Source organism: Paenibacillus sp. GCM10027630, assembly GCF_042676305.1.
Classification (GTDB): domain Bacteria; phylum Bacillota; class Bacilli; order Paenibacillales; family NBRC-103111; genus Paenibacillus_S.
The window spans coordinates 134,528-158,713 of sequence record NZ_JBHTGY010000001.1; the positions used below are offsets into that span (position 1 = coordinate 134,528).

The 24,186-nt window shown below is 45.9% G+C and carries 18 protein-coding genes; 4 read left to right on the plus strand and 14 right to left on the minus strand.

All coding sequences use genetic code 11. The features are described 5' to 3' along the window. Window positions 1-122: 122 nt before the first annotated feature. From ndk to ACFQ0C_RS00745, 5 genes are all read right to left on the minus strand, one after another. A complete protein-coding gene (gene ndk / locus ACFQ0C_RS00725) occupies window positions 123-617 on the minus strand; it encodes a nucleoside-diphosphate kinase (RefSeq protein WP_379362991.1) in 495 nt (164 codons plus the stop codon). 238 nt (window positions 618-855) lie between these two features. Further along, complete coding sequence (locus ACFQ0C_RS00730) at window positions 856-2,988, minus strand: ABC transporter ATP-binding protein (RefSeq protein WP_379362993.1); 2,133 nt, start codon at window positions 2,986-2,988, stop codon at window positions 856-858. Between the two features lie 78 nt (window positions 2,989-3,066). Beyond that, the gene (locus tag ACFQ0C_RS00735) at window positions 3,067-4,815 is read right to left on the minus strand and encodes an ABC transporter ATP-binding protein (protein ID WP_379362995.1); all 1,749 of its coding nucleotides are present in this window, start codon (window positions 4,813-4,815) and stop codon (window positions 3,067-3,069) included. Between the two features lie 382 nt (window positions 4,816-5,197). Continuing rightward, the gene (locus ACFQ0C_RS00740; protein ID WP_379362997.1) at window positions 5,198-5,827 is read right to left on the minus strand and encodes a BsuPI-related putative proteinase inhibitor; all 630 of its coding nucleotides are present in this window, start codon (window positions 5,825-5,827) and stop codon (window positions 5,198-5,200) included. A gap of 113 nt (window positions 5,828-5,940) precedes the next feature. Then, entirely contained in the window at window positions 5,941-6,834 is an 894-nt protein-coding gene (locus tag ACFQ0C_RS00745) for a LysR family transcriptional regulator (RefSeq protein WP_379362999.1), read from the minus strand. Window positions 6,835-6,992: 158 nt separating this feature from the next. Here ACFQ0C_RS00745 and ACFQ0C_RS00750 point away from each other — a divergent pair, with 158 nt between their 5' ends. Continuing rightward, on the plus strand, window positions 6,993-7,877 hold the full coding sequence (locus tag ACFQ0C_RS00750; protein WP_379363001.1) for a DMT family transporter: 885 nt from the start codon (window positions 6,993-6,995) through the stop codon (window positions 7,875-7,877). Between the two features lie 113 nt (window positions 7,878-7,990). On the opposite strand, the gene ACFQ0C_RS00755 is transcribed toward ACFQ0C_RS00750, so the two are convergent. The 7 genes from ACFQ0C_RS00755 to ACFQ0C_RS00785 all read right to left on the minus strand — a co-directional run bounded on the left by ACFQ0C_RS00755 (window position 7,991) and on the right by ACFQ0C_RS00785 (window position 16,140). Beyond that, entirely contained in the window at window positions 7,991-8,758 is a 768-nt protein-coding gene (locus ACFQ0C_RS00755) for a DeoR/GlpR family DNA-binding transcription regulator (RefSeq protein WP_258215604.1), read from the minus strand. A gap of 50 nt (window positions 8,759-8,808) precedes the next feature. Then, entirely contained in the window at window positions 8,809-10,341 is a 1,533-nt protein-coding gene (locus tag ACFQ0C_RS00760; protein WP_379363004.1) for a rhamnulokinase, read from the minus strand. Beyond that, the gene (rhaI, locus tag ACFQ0C_RS00765) at window positions 10,335-11,561 is read right to left on the minus strand and encodes an L-rhamnose isomerase (RefSeq protein WP_379363006.1); all 1,227 of its coding nucleotides are present in this window, start codon (window positions 11,559-11,561) and stop codon (window positions 10,335-10,337) included. Before rhaI ends, ACFQ0C_RS00760 begins: the two co-directional genes overlap by 7 nt. Before the next feature lie 91 nt (window positions 11,562-11,652). Then, complete coding sequence (locus tag ACFQ0C_RS00770; protein WP_379363008.1) at window positions 11,653-12,033, minus strand: sensory rhodopsin transducer; 381 nt, start codon at window positions 12,031-12,033, stop codon at window positions 11,653-11,655. A gap of 113 nt (window positions 12,034-12,146) precedes the next feature. Beyond that, window positions 12,147-14,216: a bifunctional aldolase/short-chain dehydrogenase gene (locus ACFQ0C_RS00775; protein ID WP_379363010.1), complete on the minus strand. Its 2,070-nt coding sequence runs from the start codon at window positions 14,214-14,216 to the stop codon at window positions 12,147-12,149. Between the two features lie 458 nt (window positions 14,217-14,674). Further along, window positions 14,675-15,115: a flavodoxin gene (locus tag ACFQ0C_RS00780; RefSeq protein WP_379363012.1), complete on the minus strand. Its 441-nt coding sequence runs from the start codon at window positions 15,113-15,115 to the stop codon at window positions 14,675-14,677. A 647-nt stretch (window positions 15,116-15,762) separates the two neighbouring features. Then, window positions 15,763-16,140 carry a hypothetical protein gene (locus ACFQ0C_RS00785; protein WP_379363014.1) on the minus strand — a complete coding sequence of 126 codons (378 nt, stop codon included), beginning with the start codon at window positions 16,138-16,140 and terminating at the stop codon, window positions 15,763-15,765. Between the two features lie 210 nt (window positions 16,141-16,350). Here ACFQ0C_RS00785 and ACFQ0C_RS00790 point away from each other — a divergent pair, with 210 nt between their 5' ends. The 3 genes from ACFQ0C_RS00790 (at window position 16,351) to ACFQ0C_RS00800 (ending at window position 19,560) form a co-directional block, all read left to right on the plus strand. Continuing rightward, on the plus strand, window positions 16,351-17,193 hold the full coding sequence (locus ACFQ0C_RS00790) for a helix-turn-helix transcriptional regulator (protein ID WP_379363016.1): 843 nt from the start codon (window positions 16,351-16,353) through the stop codon (window positions 17,191-17,193). 240 nt (window positions 17,194-17,433) lie between these two features. Further along, a complete protein-coding gene (locus ACFQ0C_RS00795) occupies window positions 17,434-18,027 on the plus strand; it encodes a TetR/AcrR family transcriptional regulator (protein ID WP_379363018.1) in 594 nt (197 codons plus the stop codon). 15 nt (window positions 18,028-18,042) lie between these two features. After that, window positions 18,043-19,560: an MDR family MFS transporter gene (locus ACFQ0C_RS00800; protein ID WP_379363020.1), complete on the plus strand. Its 1,518-nt coding sequence runs from the start codon at window positions 18,043-18,045 to the stop codon at window positions 19,558-19,560. 857 nt (window positions 19,561-20,417) lie between these two features. Here the strand turns inward: ACFQ0C_RS00800 and ACFQ0C_RS00805 are convergent. Both ACFQ0C_RS00805 and ACFQ0C_RS00810 read right to left on the minus strand, forming a co-directional pair. Beyond that, window positions 20,418-22,352 (minus strand): ABC transporter ATP-binding protein, encoded by a 1,935-nt coding sequence (locus ACFQ0C_RS00805; RefSeq protein ID WP_379363022.1) that lies wholly within the window; start codon window positions 22,350-22,352, stop codon window positions 20,418-20,420. Beyond that, window positions 22,349-24,100: an ABC transporter ATP-binding protein gene (locus ACFQ0C_RS00810; RefSeq protein WP_379363024.1), complete on the minus strand. Its 1,752-nt coding sequence runs from the start codon at window positions 24,098-24,100 to the stop codon at window positions 22,349-22,351. The genes ACFQ0C_RS00805 and ACFQ0C_RS00810 overlap by 4 nt, the downstream gene beginning before the upstream one ends. Between the last annotated feature and the right edge of the window lie 86 nt (window positions 24,101-24,186).

A 24,186-nucleotide genomic window follows, 5' to 3' on the forward strand; every position in this document is an offset into this window, starting at 1 on the left:
TTCACTCATCTCTCCTTTATTCTTTTACTTCTATTCAATGTAACCAATTTTGCTAAAAACATCAAATCTGTTCACCATGATGTGCTCTGTAGAAATTTCTTAACACAATAAAACAATCACCCTCAAAACCGAGGATGATTGTTCTGTATGGCCCCATATTCATTTACATGCAACGCTTCGAGCTTAATCTCCGTCGGATCAAATATTAGCAGCTCCTCCGGCTGAAATGCATTCGCTATTTCCCGCTCCGCGCTCTCTGGTGAGTCCGAACCGTGAATAATATTATTGCCCTTATCTGTTGCAAAATCACCTCGAATGGTTCCAGTCGAAGCTTCAAGCGGATTGGTCTTTCCGATCATAAAGCGGGACATAGCAACAACCCCTTTTCCCTGCCATACCATGGCAAATACAGGACCGGATGTTATAAACTCAAGCAGCTCGCCATAAAAGGGCTTGTCTGTATGCTCCGCATAATGTGCTTCGGCCTGCGCCATTGTCATTCTCATCAGCTTGGCTCCAATCAGCTCAAAGCCTTTATCTTCAAATCGCTGAACCAATTTCCCTATCATTTTTCGCTGCACCGCGTCAGGCTTAAGCATTAAGAATGTTTTTTCCATTACCCTACACTCCATTCTGTCTTGTTATGATCTTGGTAACATTCCATTATTACCCAAAATATGCTTTCTCACTCCTAAGCCTTGCCTGCAGAGATAAAAAAATGTTTTAATCATAAGCTCTCATCAAGTCCACAAACTCCTTCATATACAAAAAAAGCTAAATCAGGCGCATCGCGGCAGCTGATTCAGCTTTCTTTATTTCACTATCATTGTCTTCAAGCAGCTGCTTCTGACAATTTTACAGTACGGCAGCCGGTGTTCCCACGCTTGCGCTTGAACCTGATGTGCGGGATTGTCCCGCTTCTTTTTTCCCTTGCTGCAATTCATACATTTGATAATACTTGCCGCCTACCGCCATTAACTCATCATGGGTTCCTCGTTCTACAATTTCCCCGCGGTCAAGCACAAGAATTAGATCTGCACTCTTTATTGTCGATAATCGATGTGCGATCACGAAGGTTGTGCGGCCTTTTTTTACAATATCGAGCGCATCTTGAATGACCGCTTCTGTCTCGGTATCGATGTTCGAAGTCGCTTCATCGAGGATAAGAATCGCAGGGTCGAAGGCAAGCGCCCGAGCGAATGAAATCAGCTGGCGCTGTCCTGCGGAAAGCGTGCTACCCTTCTCAATCACAGGCTCATCAATACCCTTAGGTAAATGGGACAGGGAACGGTCCGCGCCTACATCCCGCAATGCTTTCTCAATACGATCCCTCGTAATTGCAGGGTTGTTGAGCGACACATTAGAAGCAATTGTCCCGGTAAAGAGGAAAGGGTCCTGCAATACGATGCCCATATGGCTGCGCAGTGTTTGGCGAGGTATTCCTCGAATCTCCCTGCCGTCAATCGTGATGCTTCCCGAGTCTACATCATAGAACCGGAAGATCAGGTTAAGAATCGAGCTCTTGCCTGAACCTGTGTGTCCTACAAGTGCCACAGTCTGGCCTTGCCGCGCTTCGAACGATATTCCTTTCAATACAGGCTCACCGTCTTTATAAGAGAAAGCGACGTTGTCAAACACAACATTCCCTTTGTAACGAGCCATTTTTTCATCTGAAACATCTTCTCCCTCTTCGTCCATTAGAACGAATACACGTTCAGCGCTGACAAAGGCCTGCTCCATGTTCGGAAGCTGGTTGACGATATTAACGATCGGCTGAAACATGCGGTTTAAGAAATCAACGAACGCATAGAGCACTCCAAGGGAAACTCCTCCAACTACGGAGCCGAGCGATATGCCAGAAAAATACCAGATCAATGCGATAAATGCGACATTGCGCAAAACGCCTACCAAGTTATGCGAAGTCAAGGAATTCAAATTCAACATTTTGTTCCGGTAATCGAAATACCGCTTATTGAATGCCTCGAACTCCTTCTCCTGCTTCTTCTCTCTGCGAAACGACTGAATAATCGGCATACCCTGAATAGATTCATTAATCATCCCGTTCATTTCCGATAAAGTTGAGCGGATGACCCGATTGTAATTAGCTGCGAATTTCCGGTATATGATGATCCATACCACTAGTACGGGAATGATAAGCATACAAATAAGTGCTAAACGTATGTCAAGCAGAAACATAGCGCCGAGAATCGCAAAGATATACAATGTTCCCGAGAAAAAATTCGCAAGTACTGTCACGTACAGCTCCTTGATCGCTTCGGTATCGTTCGTGATCCGTGATACAACTTTGCCGGCCGGCAAATTATCAAAATATCGTATCGGAAGACGATTTATATGTGCGAACACATCATCCCTCATCCTTTGAATAATTCGATTGGCGGAAGCCTGAAGCCAATACCGCTGTCCATAGCTAAACAATGCCGATACAGCGATTAGTGCCAATGATATCAATGCCAAACGAATAACAGACCCAATTTCAGGTTCATAAAATGCAAACAATTGCTCTTTCGTAAGCTGCTGTGCATTATATTTCGATACCGTATTATTCTTGGTTATCAACAACTCTGAGGCTCCGTCAGCCTTCCAATTTATTGAACGCTCCCCGTCCTCTTTAATGCCTCCGGGCACAAAGACGAAATCCCGCCCAACTTGAAGGACACGCGCTTCCTTAACCTGCTCGTTCGCCTGTATCCAGTCTCCCCGCTTCCAATAAGCTCCATTGTAAGCAACACTGTCCACAGCACCAGCATTTACTTCATACCAAGGTTTCTCAATTCCAGCGATATGAACGTCAATAATACGTTTGGCTATAAAAGGGCCGGTAAGCTCAGTCCCGATTGCAATGGCAAGCATCAGCAATGCCAGCAGGATAGTCTTTTTATAAATTAATGCATATTGCCATAAGCGTAATCCCGGACGCGCTCGCCTTACCGCTTCACGGTCTATTTCCAAATCCAATTCACCACTCATTAATGTTTCCTCCACCTTTCTACTCCAAGCTGTCCGAGCTATACAACAGCAAGCTTCCTTGCCTGCTTCTAAACTGGATTATGCGCCTTCTAACGTTGCTTCTGCCTGCTGCCGCTCCCATTGTTCCCGGTACCAACCGCCTTGAGCCAGCAATTCCTCATGGATTCCTTCCTCAACGATACGCCCTTCATCCATCACGACAATATGCTCAGCATGCCGCACTGCCGACAAACGATGTGAGACGATCAACGTTGTTTTACCAGCACGGGACCGCCGAATATTCGAGATGATTTCTGCCTCAGTTTTGGCATCCACCGCTGATAAAGCATCGTCAAGAATCAAGATTTGCGGATTGCCTAGCAGCGCGCGGGCAATTGATACCCTCTGCTTCTGGCCGCCTGAGAGGGCAACTCCCTTCTCGCCTACAAGCGTTTCCAAGCCCTGCGGCAAAAACTCAAGATCTTTACGGAATGCAGAGCATTCAATAGCATCCTCCAATTGATCCTGGTCTCCGTCAGCTTTGGAAAATAATATATTTTCCCGAACGGTACGGGAGAACAGGAACGGATTTTGTGGCACATAGCCGATCCAGCCTTTCAAATCATCAAACGCAATATCCTGAAGCGGCTGATCTGAGATGGATAACTGCCCTTCTCCTTTCGGATACTCGCGAAGCAGCTGCCTAATAAGCGTCGTTTTTCCACTGCCCGTTCGTCCAACAATGCCCAAAGTCTGACCTCGAAGCAAGTTAATCTTCAAATCACTTAAATTTTTAACTTCCGACGATGGATACTGGAAGGTAACTTGATTGAATTCAATCGAACCGGGTTCTGCCATCCGAATGGCATCAACCGCCTCTTCCACATCAGCTTTATAAGATAGAGTTTCGTTTACCCGATCGAGCGATGCATTACCTCGCTGCATAATGTTAATGAGCTCGCCAATCGCGAACATCGGCCAAATCAGCATCCCGAGATAAACATTAAAAGTAACGAGTCCTCCAACCGTCAACTCATTGTGGAACACAAGATAGGCGCCGTATACTAAACCCATAAGATAGCTTAAGCCGACAATAATCTTGACCGTAGGATCAAAGAGCGCATCAATTCGCGCTATTGCAATGTTCTTTCCTAATACATCAGAAGTCACATCTCCAAAATTACGTTCTGCTTCACGCTCTTGAACGAATGCGCGAATAACACGGGTTCCGGATATCGTCTCAAGCACTCCGTCATTCATGACGCCAAAAGCGTCTTGAGCGGCTTTAAACCGCTTATGAATCCACCCTCCGTATATTTGCATCGTTATAGCCAGAATGGGCAATGGCAGTACTGCCGCCAATGTCAGCTTCCAGGATATGAGAAATCCCATAACACCTATTAAGGTCATGATCCATACTGTAGAGTCGACAAGAGTTAATATACCGAATCCGGCCGTCAACGAGACATCCTTTAAATCGTTAGTGGCACGCGCCATCAAGTCGCCTGTTCGGTTCTTTTCATAGAACGTTGGAGTCATTCGGAGAAGATGCCGCATCAAACGCGATCTTAACAGCCGCTCCACTACGAACGCTCCGCCAAACAGACGATACATCCAAATATAAGTGATAAAATAAATAATTACGGCAAGCCCACCTAATAGAAGAAGCGTGTTCGTAACCAGCTCCCAATCAAGTGCGCCTTGCTGAATGTAGTCGATCATGTCCCCAACGATCTTCGGCGGTATAACCTCTATCAACCCCGCAATAACGAGCAGTGGGATCGCAATAGCATACCTTTTCCATTCTAATTTGAAAAACCAACCTAACTTCCCAAGCACTGAAAGCATAATCCTTTTCTCTCCTCTCTCTATGAACAAAAAAACACACGGCGCTACAGCTGTGTGCTTTTTCCTGTTACGGAACGTATAAAGCGCACGCCACGAATGAATCATGACCTGCGCTGTGGTTTCCATCTATGTAAGGCTGACGCTTTCATCAATTGAGAAACGTCAACACATCCAATTACGGAAGCGGGAGGTCACATTATAGTTATGTTTGCTGAACAGACTAAAATTAGAGCTACGATGATCCATTCTTATTAGTGCTAACATAACGTAATCCCTCCTTCCAAATTCAAGCCTTGATCTCAACACTAACAGAACTTTTCAATAAGGGGAATGGAAACTTTGAATATATATGATTATTCCCTCTTGATTAGACTACTTCGTCTTACTTCTTAATTTCAATAGTCGATGTACTCATTAATTCTTCTGGAGTGATAACGCCCGATTTCAAATGGATCATTAGTTTAACTTGAACTTTGTAGGTTCCAGGCGGAACCTGACTTCCATGATTATCCAGCAGGTTCCATTCTTCGTTAAATGCAAGCTGCTCATCTATTTTCAAGCCTCTTACTATGAGCGCCTCGGTAAATGCTTTATTATTCGACCACCTGTAAACCTCTGCATTATGCTCATCGTAAACAAAAATATCATATTGTTGCCCGGAGCTGTGCGAAATCTCCAAGTCCTTCCCTGATACGTTTTGAATGGAGAAATCAAGTTTTACTTTTCCATTTTCTTCGAATGACTCCAATGATGTTTTAAAAAGCCCCGCTATCGGTGTTGATAGTTCAGCTTTCTTATTCATGATATCTTTTTCGATTATTGGATCGAGGCTCACTCCTTTTTCTACTTTTATTGGATGCAGCTGTTTGTTATCATCAGCTTGCTTTTCTACTATCTTCAATTCTAATTTCGACTTCTCTATCGGGGTTTTTCCCGTATTAGGGTGCTGTACATCAGAAAAACCAAATAGAGGCATACATAAAAAAATTACCCCTAACAACAGCTCGTTCACCAAAATGCATCACCTCATAAGTTAGAACGAATTGAATATGCAAATTGTTCCAGTTATAAACACCCGCAGCAAAAAAAAATTAAAAAAGCTAAATAAGAAAAGCTATATAAGTTTTAATTAACTAAATTACTTGCACCGGAAATGGCATCTAATTTAGCATTGGGTAATGCTTCGATGAAAGCATTCAAAGCACTGCTGACAAATGAGCCCTTTCGAGTAATGAACTCAGTTTTTATGTGACTGATCGAATCGGGAATCGCATGCATGCGGATAATGCCTTCCTCCTCATGTTTGCGAATGACAGACTTGGGAAGTAGAGAAATACCGAGTCCTGCTGCTACGCCACCGATAATGGCTTCAAGTGTACCGAACTCCATAATAAGCGGCTGTCTCAACCCGCTGAACTCCAGCCACCGCTCCAGAACATCCCGATAAGAACAGCCTGTGCTGAACACGAGGATCGGTCTAGTAAGAGCCTCCTTCAGATCATCTACCGATGAGGCGGACGCTATTATAAGCTCTTCATCGAATACGGGAACGGACTGGAGCTCTGGGTGATCGCATTGGCATCCGATGAATGCCCCGTCCAGCTCGTAGTGGAGTACTTTCTCCATTAAAAATTGCGAATGCCCTGTCGTTAACGATAATAGTACATTCGGGTGCTGCTTATAATACGAGGCAAGCAGCATAGGCAAGCGGACCGCTGCAGCTGTCTGCGTTGACCCGATCATGAGCGGGCCGCTCGGATCGCTGCTTGAGGAAAGGGCTTGGGTCGCCTCGTCCAGCAAGCCGACTATTTTATCCGTGTATGCGAGCAGCATTTTGCCGCTAGATGATAATGTCATTCCCCTATTGTGGCGAAAAAAAAGCACGGAGCCCAGTTCCGATTCCAGCTGTTGAATCCTAGCAGTCACATTGGATTGGACATAGCCCAATCGCAAAGCAGCCTTTGTTATAGAGCCCTCGCGAGCAACCATTTGAAATACTCTCAGATCAGCGCTCTCCATAGTTATAACCCTCCTTATTCTGTTCGCTCCATATATGAATTAATTCGGCAAAAATTAGATATCACAATTTATGATAATCAATATCTCTAACAATCATTATACTTAATTTCAAACCTCCATTACAATCAAATCATCACGAATCGGCGGAGGTCTTCATCATGAGTAAATTCAAATATATCAGTCTTATAATACTGACAACCTTTTTAATGGGCATTGCATTTCCAGTCGGAAAAATCGGTATGTCTTATGCCCCTCCTTTTTTTCTGATGGGTATTCGCTTCATACTTGCAGGCGGTTTGCTCGCGATCATAGTAGCCAAGAAACCCCAGCCCCGCAGCTGGAAGCAATGGCTGCAAGCTGCTGTAGTCGGCTTGCTTCAATCCGCCGGGGTGATGGGCTGCGCATACTACAGCATGCAGTGGATAACATCGGGCGAATCCTCCATTATCACCTGTACGAACCCGTTGATTGTCATCGTGCTTGGAACACTGCTTACCGGTGCTTCTTACCGCAGACGCCAATGGCTCGGCGTGGCAGTAGGTTTTATCGGCGTTGTCTTCACCTTCGGCCTTCATATGAACATCCAGCCGGGCACGCTCATAAGCTTCGCAGGCGCCGTCTGCTTCGCTTCTGCCACTTTGCTTATTAAGCGATGGGGACCTGCGTTTGATTTATCCGTGCTTGCTTCTTATCAGATGTTTGTTGGGGGAGTCGCCTTGCTCATCATAAGTGCCTTTACAGAGCATCCATACTTTATCTTCACCGGCACTTCGGTAACCGTATTATTATTGCTTGTAATTATGTGTTCAATTGTTCAATTCACGGTCTGGTTCAACTTGCTGCGCAGTGGAGATCCCGCGAAAACGAGTGCCTTTCTATTTTTGGTACCGCTATTCGGTGTCTTTACAAGCTGGCTGCTGCTTGGCGAGACGGTGGAATGGTATGTTGGAGTAGGCGGAGCATTCATATGCGCCGGTATTTTTCTAGTCAATTGGGAGGGTAAGGGAACGAAGGCGGAGAATATGAAAAATCAATTGGCCTAAAGGGGTTAGCCACAGGAGGTTGGTTGTATCTCAGTTTTTAGTGCAAACTAAAAAATCCGCTTCTCACAAGCGGATTTTTTCCAATCATATTCCCTCTACTTTATGAAAACCATTTATCCAACTTCTATCTGATGCACTATAACTGACTGCTCCTTAAGCTGGGCTACAATGTCCGGATCGGTTTTCTCATCCGTAATGAGATGCCGTATTTCATCCCATGAAGCGACATGCGCCAAAGATTGCTGTCCAAATTTACTGTAATCAGCCAGTATATAGACTTCATCAGCGATACTGATCATTTTCTGTTTGACTAATGCTTGCAGCTCGTTGAACTCACTTAAGCCGCGCTGCACATGCAGTCCTTTGCAGGATAGAAACGCTTTATCGACATGATAGGTGCTGAGCGAACGTTCAGCTAACGGTCCCACATAAGAAAGCGAGCGGGAAGACAACAGCCCGCCGGTGGAAATGACCTTAATCTTCTCTTTCCCGCTTAATTCCATAGCGACTTTGATCGAATTGGTCAGAACGGTTAGCGGCATATCCGGAAGCAGCTGCGCCATGTACCAAGCCGAAGAACTGGCATCCAGAATAATGCGGTCATTCTCGTAAACTTGCATGACCGCTTCTTGGGCAATACGCCGCTTCTCATCCGCATTCGTTGTTTCCCGTTCCATGTAAGGTGTTTCCGCTTGAGCCGATTTCATGCTGATGGCTCCGCCATGGCTTCGCAGCAGCTTGCCTTCGCTTTCCAGCTTATCCAAATCACGCCGGATCGTTTCCTCCGTCACTTCGCATATTACACTAAGCTCAGTTACCCGGATGCTGCCCCGTTCGTTAACAAGCTGTATGATTTTTTGCCATCTTTGCGCTACCAGCATTACAATCCCTCATTTGTATCAAATTACAGACTTTTTCCTGAGCAACCGCTTCAAGAACCAATGACCTTTTGGAAGGTAAGGAAAGCTTGCTCCCAATCCTCATTTTGCTCCGGTTGGTACGTGTCTACAGGAAATGAATGACGAATAATGTCCCTTGCTTCCTGAATACCGGAAATATGTCCTAGTGCCATATATTGTACAACAAGATTGCCTATTGCACTACCTTCGACTGGCCCCGCCCAAACCGGACGCCCGATTGCATTTGCTGTAAATTGGCATAAAAGTCGGTTATTAATCCCACCACCCACCATATGCAGCCCATTAAAGCGCTCCTTGCCCACCAAGCTCTCCGTGCGCTCCAGCACAACGCGATATTGCAGAGATAAGCTTTCCAGCACTATACGGATAATCTCTCCTGGTGTTTGTGGCACATTTTGACCTGTACGGCTGCAATAGGCTTGGATCTGTTCTGGCATATGCACCGGGTTCAGAAATGCTGCATCGTCAGGATCTATGAACGCTGCGAAAGGTTTAGCCTGCTCTGCCAGCTCAACAAGCTGAGGAAAGCTTAATCCGAGACCTGCCTTATCCCATGCACGCTTACATTCCTGAACCAGCCACAGCCCCATAATATTACGAAGCAAGCGGAACGTACCGTTAACTCCGCCTTCATTAGTGAAATTCCAATCCAATGCCTGCTTCGTCAACACAGGCTCCTTCACCTCGGTACCGAGCAGCGACCAGGTGCCGCAGCTCAGATAGGCAAAATGCTCCTCGGTCGCAGGAACAGCGGCGACAGCTGACGCCGTGTCATGCTCGCCCACGGCGATTACCGGTATTGCCGGTACGCCCAGCTCAGCGCATACCTCAGCGGATAGCGAGCCTGCGCTGGTGCCAGCCGCAACCGGAGGCAGCAGAATCGATGCCGGCAGCCTTAGCTGCTCCAGCAGCAAGGAGTCCCACTTGCCGGTGCGAGCATTCAACAGCTGCGTCGTGGAGGCGTTGGTGCCTTCGCTCAGCATAATGCCGGTCAAAAAGTACCGCAGCAGATCAGGAATCATCAGCAGCTTATCGGCTTGCTGAAGCTGCAGTGATTCATTTTTCTTTAAGGCATACAGCTGATAAAAAGTATTGAACGGCAGAAACTGGATGCCTGTAGAGTCAAATAGTTCCTCACGGCTGATCAGCGTTTCGACCTCTTCCATCATGCCTTCGGTATGATGATCGCGGTAATGATACGGATTGCCGAGCAGCTGGCCCGAGGCATCGAGCAAGCCGAAATCGACCGCCCACGAGTCGATTGCCAAGCTTTCTACGGCATGATGCCCCGCATGCCCGGCCTTCACAATACCCTGCTTAATTTCGTGAAGCAGGCGCAAAATATCCCAGTGCAGGTGTTTGCCCACCTGCACTGGATCGTTCGGGAAGCGATGGATCTCCTCAACGGTAAGACGGCGGGGTGCACCCGCGCTGTCTTCACCGTCTCTCAGAGGCTCCAGCTTCCCAATAACTGCACGCCCGCTGCTCGCGCCCAGATCGAACGCGAGCACTGTCGCCGCATCGTTGCTGCTGCGGCTTACCAACTGGCTCCGCCTTTGCCGCGAGCCAGGATGCTCTCTGCATATCCGCTTTGCAGATATGCCTTCATCGGATCAGCAGGCACTCCTTGCTCTTCACGCAGCGATACCAACAGTGGAGTCACGTCAATTTCATAAGCGGAACGAACCGCATTCTCAGCAGCCAGAACATCCTGACGTTCCTGTGCTTCGCGTACTTCATCCAAATTCACAAGCAGCGCTTTCGCGTATTGAGTTTGGACGTTTAACACTGAACGAAGCATCGCTGGAATTTTGGGCTCAATAGCGTGGCTTTGGTCGATCATATAAGCAATTTGTTCAGCTGTATGACGAATTCCCGCGTTCGGATCTGCCGCTGCTTCAAGAATTTGATAGAAAATAAGGAATAATTCATAAGGATTAACTGAACCAACAATCAGATCATCATCGGCATATTTACGGCTGTTAAAGTGGAAGCCACCCAGCTTCTGTTCATCCAGCAAGTACGCTACAATATGCTCAACATTGGTACCTTGGGCATGGTGACCCGTATCGACCAATACTTGAGCTTGAGGCCCAAGCTTGTTAGCCATATTGAAAGCCATTCCCCAATCAGCAAGATCGGTATGATAGAACGCAGGCTCGAAAAATTTGTATTCAATCAGCATCCGCATATTCGGATTCATGGCTTGATACATTTCTGACAGTGCTTCATGCATCCATGCTTTGCGTTTACGAATATCGGCTTGACCCGGATAGTTTGTACCATCTGCAAACCATAAGCTAAACGCATCTGAGCCAACAGTTTTGCCGATCTGTACGCATTCCAGCAAGTGATCCGTTGCTTTACGGCGGATAGCTGCATTAGAGTTAGTGACGCTGCCGAAAATATATTCATCCTCTTGGAACAAGTTCGGGTTAACAGCTCCAATTCTCACGCCAAGCGAATCCGCATGTTTCTTTAATTTGTCGTAATCATCAACCTTATCCCATGGAATATGAATAGCTACAGAAGGACAAATTCCTGTGTATTTATGAACTTGTGCCGCGTCTTCGAACTTTTCGAACGGATCACGGGGCACTCCAACCGCTTTGAATACTTTAAAACGAGTTCCTGAATCACCGTATCCCCAAGAAGGCGTTTCCACTTCAATGGTTTTCAGCTTCTGTTTCACTTGCTCAAGGTCGATCCCTCTATTTTTTTGCTGCTCTTCAAAAATCGCATAAGCGCGGTCCTGTAATGTCATGGCTAAGCTCCTCCTAATGGTCTGTTCCTGTATTCATCTTCCAAAAAAATGAAGTAAGTAAAGTATTAAAACATGTCCTAAGCGGATTCCACTAACCGAAGTAGCCTATAGCCGTCATTAAAGCATTTGCTGGTTGTGTCGCATCCAAGCGGCTGTATTGAACAATAATTGGAACAGAGCTTTCCAGGCTGATGGCATAAGGCACTCCAACTGGAATAGTTTCCCCATTTTTGGATAGCGAACTTGTGCGGATATGCCGAGTGCGTCGTCCGGGAACAGTCGCCATAATATCTTCAATAGGCTCTCTGTCTTCAAAATAGATCGTAACCCGAATATCCGCATCCTCCGTTAAACAATTCAACACACAGATGGATTCATGGCTTTCCAACTCTCCGCTGCTATGTGGAGGAATATAGGCGTCAGGAATGTACCAAGCCGTACGGCCTTTTGCATGAGAGCCTTCTACTGTCATTGTTCATTAGCCTCCTAATATATAGTTTCCTTATGCAAAAGATTGCGCATCCCACAGCATTCAAGCAATGGGATACGCCACCTTCTAGTAGTACCTTGCTCCGTTTCTTACTGTTATCTTGTAAATGCTGCAGGAACGCCGCCATCCACGGTCATCATGCATCCCGTTGTTTTCTCCGCCTTGGATGAAGCGAAGAATGCGATTGCATCAGCAATGTCTTGAGGATAGATGTTCACAAGCAAAGTTGTTCTTTTACGATAGTACTCTTCAAGCTGATCCGGCTCGATATTGTAAGCAGCAGCTCTCTCATTACGCCAGCCTGAATTCCAAATTGCCGAGCCTTGCAGAATCGCATCCGGCAGTACGGAGTTAACACGAATTCCGAACTCCCCACCTTCTGCAGCGATGCAGCGGGCCAAATGTACCTCAGCGGCTTTTGCAGTGCTGTACGCCGATGCATTCTTCCCTGCATAAATCGAGTTTTTGGAGCCTACAAACACCATATTACCGCCAATCGACTGCTGCTTCATAAGACGGAAGGCCTCTCTAGCAATCAGGAAATAACCAGTTGCAAGAACGTTCATGTTTAGGTTCCACTCTTTTAACGAGGTTTGGTCAAAAGGACTTGAGGTTGCCAAACCTGCATTGTTAACCACGATGTCTACGCCACCGTATGCCAATATGGATTGGCGGAATGCAGCAGCCACTTGCTCTTCATCCGTCACGTCAATCTTCACAGCTGTAACTCTTGCCTCACCGTACTGGGCATTCAACTCCTGAGCCAGCTTCTCGGCGCCTTCGATATTCAGGTCCGCGATTACTACATGAGCGCCATCCTTCAAAAATTGACGGCAAGTTGCGCTTCCGATACCACCAGCGCCTCCTGTAATGAAAGCAACCTTGCGTGAGAACTCAGCTTCGGCAGGCGCTAATGACAGCTTATACAGCTCTAGTGGCCAGTATTCCACATTGTACGACTCATTTTCGCTAAGTGAAACGAATTGCCCCAATGCCGTAGCCCCACGCATAACGGAAATTGCACGATGATATAATGCTCCGCTAACTTTGGACATAGACCAGCTTTTGCCTGTGTTGATCATCCCTACGCCAGGAATAAGAATGACGCGCGGAGCTGATTCGAAGATTTGGTCGCCATCATTGCAATTGCGTTGGAAATAAGCTTGGTATTCCGCTTTGTAAGCTTCAACACCGCTTTTAACCGCTGCTGTCAATGCTGCCACATCTCCTGAAGCGGGGTCCCACTCCACGAACAAAGGCTTCATCTTTGTATGAACGAGATGATCCGGGCAAGCCGCTCCTACTTGAGATAAACTCGCTGCATCCTTACTGTTAACGAATTGCAACACATCTGCTGCGTCATCGTATGTCAAAATCATCTTTTTCTCATTGCTTACGGCGCCACGAATGACTGGCATAATCTGAACAGCAATTTGTTGTCTTTCTTCAGCTGACAATGCTTGATACTTCGCTCCGCCGAACAACGCTTCCTCTTTCACTTTAGCTTCGATAAAGTCTTCAGCCTCTTGAATAACCGCTAGCGTTTTTAAGTAACTAGCTTCAGACGTATCGCCCCATGTAACAAGACCATGCTTCTCCATCAGCACTAGCTCCGCTTTCGGGTTAGCAAGAACGCCTTGTGCAATCATTCTAGACAAGCTGAATCCTGGGCGGATGTAAGGAACCCATACGAAACGGTCTCCATAAATTTCTTTGGCCAGCTCTTTACCGTTATCAGCACAACATAAGCTTATTATTGCATCTGGATGTGTATGGTCAACATGCTTGAATGGAAGAAATGCATGCAATAATGTTTCGATGGAAGCACGAGGATGCTTGCTATCAACCATGCAATGGCCCAAATAAGCTACCATTTCTTCATCACTCATTGTTTCTCTCTCAAATAAAGGACGAATATCCTCCAAATTCAAACCTGTGAAATTGCCTGCTTTCATTGTAGCCAAGTCAGAACCGCTGCCTTTAACATACATAACCTCGATAGATCTGCCGCGGAAATCAGTTATTGTTGTTTTCGTTGAAGTATTGCCCCCGCCCCAGTTCGCAACCGAACGGTCTGTTCCTAACAGATTAGAACGATAAACTAGCTCGTCAAGCCCCCCTGTAAGTTGTGAAGCTTTGCTGTTGTCCCATAAATTGGATGGCATTGTTTGATTTCCTCCCGAATAGTTTTGGTTAATATTGTTTTATGATAGATTCATCATATCATATGTCTGTTTATTTTTGTATATGTATTTTTATTTTTGTTTTCAGTCCGTATTCTTCGTTTTTTTTTGTAGTATAATTTGCTTTGCTTCCTAAAATTAACATTATAATATCCCCCTATTAAACTATCGCTATACAAGAACCTCCGGTTCAAACTCGTACTCTAATATAATAAGAAAAGCTTCTGATCGAAGCCCTTTCGAGGAAGATACAAACGTGCCTTAGCGGTGGCTTTTCTTGCCATATTAGAAAGGCGAACCTCCGGTTCGAACTTAAACTTTCTAAATATAATAAAAAAACTACGCAGTCCGCCTTACCAGCAGATTGCATAGCCTTTTTGATTACATCTATTTATTGAATCATTTTTCTCTTCAGTTATAGGATGGTTAATTACAATTCATTAAAGAGCGGCTGCAAACTGCCGGCCGAATTCTTTACACTGCTCTTTCTCTTCATTAGAAGGAGTCAACTCAATTTTCAAACCTTCGAGAACAACTTCAGCTCCCAATTCCTTTAGCTTAGTAACCAGAGTATCAACCGCTGCACCATATTCCGAATAGGAGGAATCGCATGAACCGAAAGCGGCCGATTTTTTATTAGTCAGATCTATATCATCCATCTCTTCATATAAATCAAGGAACTCATCGGGCAAGTCACCGTCTCCCCAAGTGTACGCACCTAATACAACGCCATCATATTCTGTCAGCTCAGATGCACTTGCGTCCATCGAAGACTTCAAAGTTATTTCATGACCAGCTTCACGAATTCCATCTGCAATAGCTTCTGCCATTTCTTCTGTATTTCCCGTCATACTTGCAAAAACTACTATTACATTTGCCATCTTTTCCGCTCCTCTTAATGAATGATTATAATGTTGTGTTAAAACTCCATTTACAAACAAGGCAGATATTAAGAATATATCCGATAATGATTCTCATTATATTGATAATGATTATCAATTTCATTTGTTAATTTAATACATCTGCATGGGAATGTCAAGCTTCAATTAAAAAAATAATAAAGATGTTGCACATCGACGCACTTTGTGTACGATTAATGCTTTTGCGCTAGAGGGATGTGCAGCATTTAGGCCGTTCCTTAATTTGTAGGCTTCCAGCAGTCTATTCATAGCCATGAATACCCTGGCACTTTTTCTGGTACATTTAAGCTTCAACGGCATGCGATAGCATATCTTATATCCAATAGTTAGTTAATAGCCATGCTTCATCCAAAGAACGTCAATGAAATAGCGGAAGTATTATTCCTCTGTCACCTGAAAAGCTCAAAAAATAGAGAGACAACGGAACAACTGATTCCGTTATCTCTCTATTTTTGTACAAAACTCGCCTATTCGCCCAACATAACGGAATTCCGCTTTCCGCTATCGTCTTATATTGGAGGCTGCAGATGGAATAGCGGAAATCTCCGTTCCGTTCAAACTGGCCGTTAGCTTATTCCATCCATTACATTCAATTAGTCAAATAATTACTATTTCGAGTCTGTTGTTGATATATACCCTTGGTTGTTTTGGATTAAGCTCACAACCTCATCATAATCTTTTTCATTAACCTGCACCGCTAAAACATAATGAAAACGCTCAAGCTCATCATCCTCACCATCTAGTGAAACTCCTAGTAAAGGAGCATACTCCTCACTGCTCTCCGCATAAACTATAGCTCCAGAACCGCCCGTTCCTGAAGGTGCGATACCCGCGCCAAGCGGCACAACCAGCTCGCTGTTGCCAGACATGCCATCTTCTTGAATCACTCCGATTTCCAGCATTTCTGTATCATACTTTTGCAGTAAGATTCTAACATCCTCTGCTTCATTCTCTGTCCGAAAGTAAGCTTGAATGGATTTTATCATTGTCAATCTCTCCTTTACCTGAAGTTTGGATACACCATCTTTTTACCCATAAAGGAGATCTTGAATACATATTTAAGCCTAATGCGAAAAATTTATAATAGATCTTCACCTACTTAAACTATTATAAAATTATTCTTATACTATTACAGTTGTGTTTTGTAACAGGATCTTTTATAATCATCCTTACGACTAAAAATGGAGTGACATAACTTGACGTTAATTGACGTGGATCGACTACATACGCTAGGCCAATTTTTAAAAACAGCACGCACCAAGCTAAACCCTGACACCGCCGGCTTTACCGGAGGAGGTCGCAGACGAACGCCTGGACTTCGACGTGAAGAAGTCGCTCAGCTTGCAGGTGTGAGCACCACTTGGTACACATGGTTGGAGCAAGGTCGCAATATCCAGGTATCCGCCCTTGTATTGGATCGAATTGCTACAGCACTTCAATTAAGCACCACCGATCGCAGCTATTTATTTACAATGGCTCTGAAGCAAACCTCCTCTATTTTTAATGAATCTCCCCCGGTCATTGATCCGACGCTGCAGCGTATTCTTGATTACTTATGCCCCTGTCCAGCCTTTATTGCTGACCGGAGATGCGATATCATCGGGTGGAATAAAGCTGCCAGTATAATTTTGGGAGACATAGGTCCTTTCAGCCGAGAGGATAGAAATATTGTGTGGCTTTCCTTTATGAAGCCTGAAGTTCGGGAAATGGTTGTGAATTGGGAGGATTTTGCGAAGGATTTTCTTACGATATTCCGCAACTACCAAGGACAGTATCATGGCGATCCATGGTATGACGAGTTTATCCAGCATTGCGGTCAAATCAACCCCATGTTCAAACAGCTGTGGCAGAGAAGCGAGCTCCCGGCCGTACCCAAAACATTGCGTGAGATCAATCACCCTAATGCCGGCAGCATGAGATTCGAACTCACTTCTTTTCAAGTTTATGCTCGTGCCGATCTGCGCTGCTGTGTGTACACTCCATTGCCGGACACTGAGACGGAAGCGAAGCTGGAGCAGCTTCTTACAGCGGTTAGTTAGCCTTATTCGGAATGACGTTGCACGGATTAAAGCTCAAACCAATTATTTTGTAACCATATTTGTTTTTTCGTTCAATTAACTTAAATCAAAACCAGTCCTACACTAATTAAAGTGTTAGGCTGGTTTTTTTCTTGCATTTCTTTACAAAAAAGTTGACAAAGAACCCCAATACGAATATGATCATTTTATCCAATTGAATGAATGATTCATTCATTTACATGAAGGAGGAGTTTTACAAGCATGATGACCGATTCCAAGGATCACCTTCGGGACGAACGAAGAGAACAGATCAAGCGGGCAGCACTCAAAGTATTTGCACAACGCGGCTTGATAGGTACCAAGATGAACATGATAGCCAGAGAAGCACAGATCAGTGACGGCCTCTCGTACCGTTATTTCAAATCTAAGGAAGAAATCCTTACTGAACTTATTAAGGAGGCTATTGAGGGCTCTAACGAAGCGTTTGCTCTTATCACGAATATGCCTGGATCGCCAATTGAAAAAGTTCGGACCTTAACCAATGAGATTTTGCAGGAGGATAACCATCACTTCATTCTGATGCAGCAGGTGATGTTAGCTGATGAGCTGCCTCATGAAGTTGCAGAGCTGCTTAAGACGCACGACTCCGCGGCGATGATCAATACGTTGACCGCCATAATCGCAAAGGGTCAGCATTCTGGAGAATTCGTTGAAGGCAATCCGAAAGAGCTTGCCATGTGGTATTTGACATCTCTCGTCGGCCTGATGAATATACAAAAGATAGATATTGAAGGCTACCAGCTGCCTGATGCCGATTTCATGATGCGCTTGATTGTGAAGCCTAATCCTATATAGAAAGCAGGTTTATACATGAAAAAGGACATGACGAACAAAACCTTAATCTTGATCGGGTTGCTGCTTGGCCTCGTCTTCTCGGAACTCGATCAAACAGCTGTCTCAACAGCATTACCTACAATTATCCGCGATCTGCACGGTTTGGCGCTCTTCGGCTGGGTAGCGGGAATTTATATGCTGTCAATCACAATCTTCATGCCAATCTTCGGCAAGCTGGCCGATCTCTATGGTCGCAAACGGATTTATCTGCTCTGTGTCGCGCTTTTCATAGCAGGCTCCATTCTATGCGGACTAGCGAACTCGATGACAACATTGCTTATAGGCAGAGGCATCCAAGGGATCGGAGCCGGAGGACTTATGCCGCTCGCCATGATTATTATCGGAGACTCGTTCCCTCTCGAACAACGGGCGAAGGTACAGAGCTTGGTCGGCCCGATGCTGATTTTACCGCAGCTGCTAGGACCGACAGTAGGTGGTTATTTCGTCAGCCATATGAACTGGCATTGGATATTTCTGATCAACATCCCGGTAGGGCTGGTTGCAGCCTTTTTCGTCGCCAAGGGTCTGCGTGAATCCGTGAGTTCAGAGAAGAAACAGATAGACTGGGCAGGAGCTTGCACGCTCGTCCTCTCTATGCTTGCTTTGCTATTCGCGCCGGTGCTAATAGATGTAGCAGGCTATACATGGTCTTCTCCTGTCATAATCGCCTTGCTGGCATTATCAGGCGTATTGATCGCCCTGTTCATCCGCATCGAATCGAAGGCTGTGGATCCGATTATTCCACTTCAATTGTTTCGGAACCGCTCGGTTGTAGTTCTATCGCTTATTGTCTTCATAACGATGCTTGGAGTTATGGGAGGCATGTCCGGGTTTCCCTTCTTCGCTCAGAACGTGATGGGCATGACTCCTACTGCTTCCGGCTATCTGATGTTAGCCTTCATGGCAGGAGCGATCCCTGCGAGCATATTATGCGGATTACTGATCACTAAGATTCCTTACAAGCATCTGTTTGTTTCTTCATTTATCCTGCCCGTTGCCGGATATCTGGTACTGTCCAGAATCGACGTGAGCACAACCGTACTATATGTAATCATTGCATTTTTCATATTGGGATTGGGTATTGGCGTATTATTCGGCAGCGACAACCTGATCGTACAGGAAACGGTGGATAAGGAGCATACAGGGGTTGGTGTTGCCACCGTACAGCTGTTCCAATCGCTTGGTGCCACTCTTGGATTCAGCATCTTCGGCAGTCTGCTCTCCCGCAACATTCATAACGGTATCGACCAATTATCCGATCAGTTCCCAGCAGGAACATCGGACTCCATCATGAATGGGGGGATACCGGAAGGGATACCGGCAGACTTGCTGCTTCAGATCAAAACTGTATTCGCCGGAGCTTTCCAGCAAATGTTTATGATAGGAACACTCTTTGCCATTGCCGTATTTATTATATGCTGGTTCATGAAGAAGGAAGTGCTAACCGCTCAGCAGAATCCCTCGCATACAGTTATGCCTGGTGAGACAGTATAAGCTAATTCATACTAAGGATTACTTTCATTGAGTGCATCCTGTCGTTACATGATGTTGTATAGCGGATCGCGCCCTTTAAGAACGAATATGATGTCATCTCATTCGATTACCCGGGAAATAAGCAAATACCAATAAGAGGCTGTCCCAAAAGGGTATCAGTGAATGAATCAGTACCAAACTATGTACAAAGACGCCTCCAAAACCACCATGTAAGCGGGAATGGAATCGTCTTTTTTGTAGGGAAATTCCCATCAGAGTGGAGGTTCGAAAATCGAAAAATGAGTCCGGCCGCTTTTTGGATGTTACTTAAGTGATGGGGCGAGAAGCGATGTTCAAAGGCTGCTTTCAATCTAGAGGAGACCATGATTTGTCGGGGCCGCTGCGGAAGGAAAGAAAAAAGATGGAAATTGTAACGCTAATCCAGCGTGGATATCGCCTGAAATCAATCTAACTGGAAAAACTAACTCTAATAGAGGGGATATGGTGGATATCAGCCAAAATACGCAGAATTAGCATGAGGAATTCCAGCTATAAGACTTGGAACGCTATTTCCGGAGTAACTAACTTGACATTTTCCTGATAATTGCACGAAGTGCGCAAGACTGCCATGTAATGCCGTAACCGAACCATGAGCCACGAACCCGACACCCGCGATGAGTACGCGCTGGAAAGCGACCTCATCTTATTCATCACTAAGAATACACAAGAATACGCAAAAACGCCTTCAACTATTAAAGTGGAATTGAGGGCTCTTTTACAACCATCTATTCAGGATAAAATGGTGGAGGAGTTGTCCTCAAAATGACTTTTGGGACAGCCCCTTATACTGAATATGCAGCAGATCCACAGTCGCTGCCTTATTTATCTGCATCCCGGTTCCACAAATGCCGGAGCTCCTCACTCGTTTGCAGCAATTGTTCAAGCATGCCCTCGGCCTCCACACGTCCGTCCTTCAGCACGATGATGTGGTCTGCATGCGTCAGCGCAGCCTTGCGGTGCGAGATCACCAGGCAGGTCGCCTTTCGATGCTCATAAAGGCGCTCCCACAGCTTGCGCTCGGTCTCGACGTCTAGTGCGCTGGACAAGTCATCAAACACGAGCAGCTCCGCATTGCGCACGAACATACGCGCCGCGGCTGTTCGCTGTGCTTGGCCGCCGGACAGCTTCACTCCACGCGGTCCGATGACCGTGTCCATGCCATGCTGCAGCATGGCAATATCGGGCTCCAGCACGGCAGCAAATACCGCCGCCTCAAGCTGCGCTTTGTCCTCCTTGAGGCCAAGCAGGATGTTATTTTGCAACGTGTCGCTATACAGTCGTGGCACCTGTGGGGTATAAGCACTGTGCGGCGGAATGAAGAACTCTCCTGGCTCCTCAATCCTCTTTCCGTTCCAACGAATATCGCCTTGATCCATAGGCAGCAGCCCCAACAAGGTGCGAACAAGGGTTGTTTTACCCGACCCTATCCTCCCTGTAATAACTGTAAAAGAACCTTCCGGGATGCTTAGGTTTATCCTCTCGATGCCGCGTCCGGTTTCCGGATAACGATAGGACAGCTCCCGTACCTCCAGCAAACTAAGGCTTCCGTCACGATCCGCAGTTTCGGATATTGCATCTAAGCCATTGCTCTTCACCCACGGCTCATTAGCTTTTGCTCTCTGCCTTGCAGCAGCTATTGACTGCTGCACCTCAGCTTCAGCACCAGCTGCCTCGACCTCATCCTCAGTCTGGCCAATTAATGGCTCATCTCTGCTCTGCCTCTTCTCGAAGCCTTCGTAAGCATCAGGCAATTTAGCATGCTTTCTTAAATATAACGGATGAGGTTCCGTTAATTTCTTTTCATCCGCCCCTTGCATTAATGAAGCTAATCGTTCTTTAGCTACCGTGCTTTGCTTAAAGTAGGTTAAAAATTTGCCGAAGTTTTGGATGAACTGTGTAACGAACGTTAAATAGTAGACGAATAAGGCAAAATCTCCGACAGTAAAGCTTCCGTCCCGCATAGACTGTGCAGCGAGCAGCAGTATAAAGCCCGTACCAATATTAACTGTATTGGAGAACACGGAGTCTAATGATTGCGTCAGCAGCTTATCCTTCAGCATCGCTTGACGACGGTTATCGTTCAGCTTCCTGAACCGATCGATTACCCTGTCTTCAGCCCCGGCAACCTGAATGGATTGCACGCTGTTGAACATCTCACTGATCGCCCCGGTCACCTGGCTAGTAGCCTCCCGGCTTGCGGCACGATACTTTTGCAGCCAAGTAGTTGATGCCTGAGCAATTGTCACAACTACTACAAGCGGCAGAAACACCCACACAGTCATCGTTGCATTAATTCCATATAAGATATAAAAGGAAACCGCAGCGAAGATTGTCATCCCAAAAGAGTCTACAGACCAGCTGACTGTCTCCTCCACCTGATCTACATCATCGCGAAAGTTGCTAATTGCTTCACCGGGCGAGCATGGAATCGCCTTCGCACCCGGCTCCTTAAGAATATGATTCAGCATATTTCTGCGTAAAAGTGAACCGATACGGAAACGAAAGTTAACATCCGTAATAAACCCGAACAAAATCATTATCACTCTTCCAAGGGCGGACGCAATTAGCAAAGCAATTAATGTCCACACACTGAACTCATAAGCTGCGTTACCCGACAGTGTATCGAAAAATTGCTTAGTGATCCAACCCGGCGCTATCGGAGCGAGGTAAATGAGAGACCATGCGACAGCATTCAGGATATACAAGCCAATACGGTAACGTGTTAATTTCAATAAGAACGCAAAGGTACTCATGCCAGCATCTCCTCCATTCCAACCTGAAGCATATGGCTGTAGCGGGAATGATTATCTGCCGCCAAGCGGGCTCTATCCCCGAATTCAATCATTCGTCCTTGTTCGAGAATGAGGATGTTGTCTGCCCTTTGTATCGTGGCCAGCCTATGAGCAATTACAATACAGGTACGATTAACCAACAAGCGGCTGATCGCCTTCTCCATCTTTTGCTCGGTTGCCGGGTCCAAGCGGGAGGACGCCTCATCCAGAATAATCAAACCGGGATCGGATAGAAACACACGGGCAAATGATACAAGCTGCGCTTCCCCTGCGGATAATCCCCCCCCGCCCGATTCCAATCGGCTATCAAGCCCTGCCGGCATAGAATGAAACCATTCCCCGAGCCCCAGCTCCTCAAGCACACCGATAATTTTCTGATCTTGAATATCTTCTTGAAAAAAGGTCAAATTATCCCGAACCGTACCTTGGAATATTTCTATATTTTGCGTAACCAGCCCTACTCGGTTCCTTAATTCCTGCAAGGTCGTATCTCGAATATCGACCCCTTCCAGATGGATCCCCCCCATGCGCGGATCATAAAATCGCAGCAGCATTCGTGCAAGAGTTGTTTTTCCGCTGCCGGTCCTTCCCAGCACGCCAAGCACCTTTCCGCGTTCCAAACGAAAATCAATATCCTGCAATGTAGTAAGCTCGTCTTCATAGCCGAATTCTACATGATTGAACTGTACGGACAGCGGACCAGCTGGAAGCGGTACACCTACTCCATCTCTTATTGCCGATTCCGTCTGCAGCAGCTCCCGTATCCTCACGATACTGGCGTCCGCTTTCTGCAAATCCTCCATCTCTGTGCGGATCTTCTCAATCGGTTTAGCCATCAATTCCGTATAATAAAAGATCATGTACACGGTTCCAAGTGTGATTGCTCCTTGCTTCCACAGCACGGCGCTAATGGCAAACGCCACAGCGCTGCCGATCGTAAACACAACCAACGTTGTAATCCACATAGATGCCCAGCCAAGGAACGCTTTAATACGCAGTGGCAGCCATTCGCGGATTAATGAATAGAACCGGTGCATAACGTAGCCTGTTGCTCCGTTCGCCCGCGTATCTTCAGTCCCTTCCAAATGTTCGCCGAGAAAGCCATAGAAGCGCGAGCTCATTGCTCTCATATTCCCCCAATGGGGTACCGCAAATTGACGTATGTATTGGATAGCATAAATGGCAAAAATAACGAACAACGTCATGCTGATGCCAACAAGCCATCCTTCCCGGAACAATAAAACAAGCATTCCTGCAACCAATAGAAGATTGCTTAACAGAGAAACTACAAAGTTGGAGAAAAAGTTAGCCAGATTGTTAATATCGCCATCGACTTTTTCAATTATGGCGCCGGATGTATGCGATTTATGAAAGGTCATATCGAGCTTCATACAGTGAGCCGCCACATCGCCCCTCAACCTGTTTGTCGCTACCCAACCTACGTTCTCGCCTATGTAGGTTGCAAGCACCGTTAAGCCCTGATGAATCAATGAAACTACAATAAACAGTCCTGCGGCATATAACAGAGGCTCATTGCTGTCCTGTGTTTTTGCTGTATCAATAAAATAACGAATAATTTGAGGGTTAATCAACTGCATGGCGATGCCTGAAACTAGAAGCACCGATAACCAAATGATGCTTTTGCGCTGAGGCCGCAAATAATTAGACAGCAGTCTTGTATATTCATTCAGCGGTATTTTGCGGTTCATGCTCTCACTCCTCCCTTGAAAAAAAGCGTATGGATGTAACTTTAGTGGATGCTGCAAGCCGCGTCAATCGAATTATTGGAATAAAT

Excerpts from the sequence above, each read along its gene's own strand:
- ACFQ0C_RS00745 (WP_379362999.1), bottom strand. The coding sequence starts at position 6,834 with ATGGAGAGCGCTGATCTGAGAGTATTTCAAATGGTTGCTCGCGAGGGC.
- ACFQ0C_RS00805 (WP_379363022.1), bottom strand. The coding sequence starts at position 22,352 with ATGAGTACCTTTGCGTTCTTATTGAAATTAACACGTTACCGTATTGGC.
- ACFQ0C_RS00770 (WP_379363008.1), bottom strand. The coding sequence starts at position 12,033 with ATGACAGTAGAAGGCTCTCATGCAAAAGGCCGTACGGCTTGGTACATT.
- ACFQ0C_RS00785 (WP_379363014.1), bottom strand. The coding sequence starts at position 16,140 with ATGATAAAATCCATTCAAGCTTACTTTCGGACAGAGAATGAAGCAGAG.
- ACFQ0C_RS00800 (WP_379363020.1), top strand. The coding sequence starts at position 18,043 with ATGAAAAAGGACATGACGAACAAAACCTTAATCTTGATCGGGTTGCTG.
- ACFQ0C_RS00795 (WP_379363018.1), top strand. The coding sequence starts at position 17,434 with ATGATGACCGATTCCAAGGATCACCTTCGGGACGAACGAAGAGAACAG.
- ACFQ0C_RS00735 (WP_379362995.1), bottom strand. The coding sequence starts at position 4,815 with ATGCTTTCAGTGCTTGGGAAGTTAGGTTGGTTTTTCAAATTAGAATGG.
- ndk (WP_379362991.1), bottom strand. The coding sequence starts at position 617 with ATGGAAAAAACATTCTTAATGCTTAAGCCTGACGCGGTGCAGCGAAAA.
- ACFQ0C_RS00730 (WP_379362993.1), bottom strand. The coding sequence starts at position 2,988 with ATGAGTGGTGAATTGGATTTGGAAATAGACCGTGAAGCGGTAAGGCGA.
- ACFQ0C_RS00755 (WP_258215604.1), bottom strand. The coding sequence starts at position 8,758 with ATGCTGGTAGCGCAAAGATGGCAAAAAATCATACAGCTTGTTAACGAA.
- ACFQ0C_RS00780 (WP_379363012.1), bottom strand. The coding sequence starts at position 15,115 with ATGGCAAATGTAATAGTAGTTTTTGCAAGTATGACGGGAAATACAGAA.
- ACFQ0C_RS00810 (WP_379363024.1), bottom strand. The coding sequence starts at position 24,100 with ATGAACCGCAAAATACCGCTGAATGAATATACAAGACTGCTGTCTAAT.
- rhaI (WP_379363006.1), bottom strand. The coding sequence starts at position 11,561 with ATGACATTACAGGACCGCGCTTATGCGATTTTTGAAGAGCAGCAAAAA.
- ACFQ0C_RS00775 (WP_379363010.1), bottom strand. The coding sequence starts at position 14,216 with ATGCCATCCAATTTATGGGACAACAGCAAAGCTTCACAACTTACAGGG.
- ACFQ0C_RS00750 (WP_379363001.1), top strand. The coding sequence starts at position 6,993 with ATGAGTAAATTCAAATATATCAGTCTTATAATACTGACAACCTTTTTA.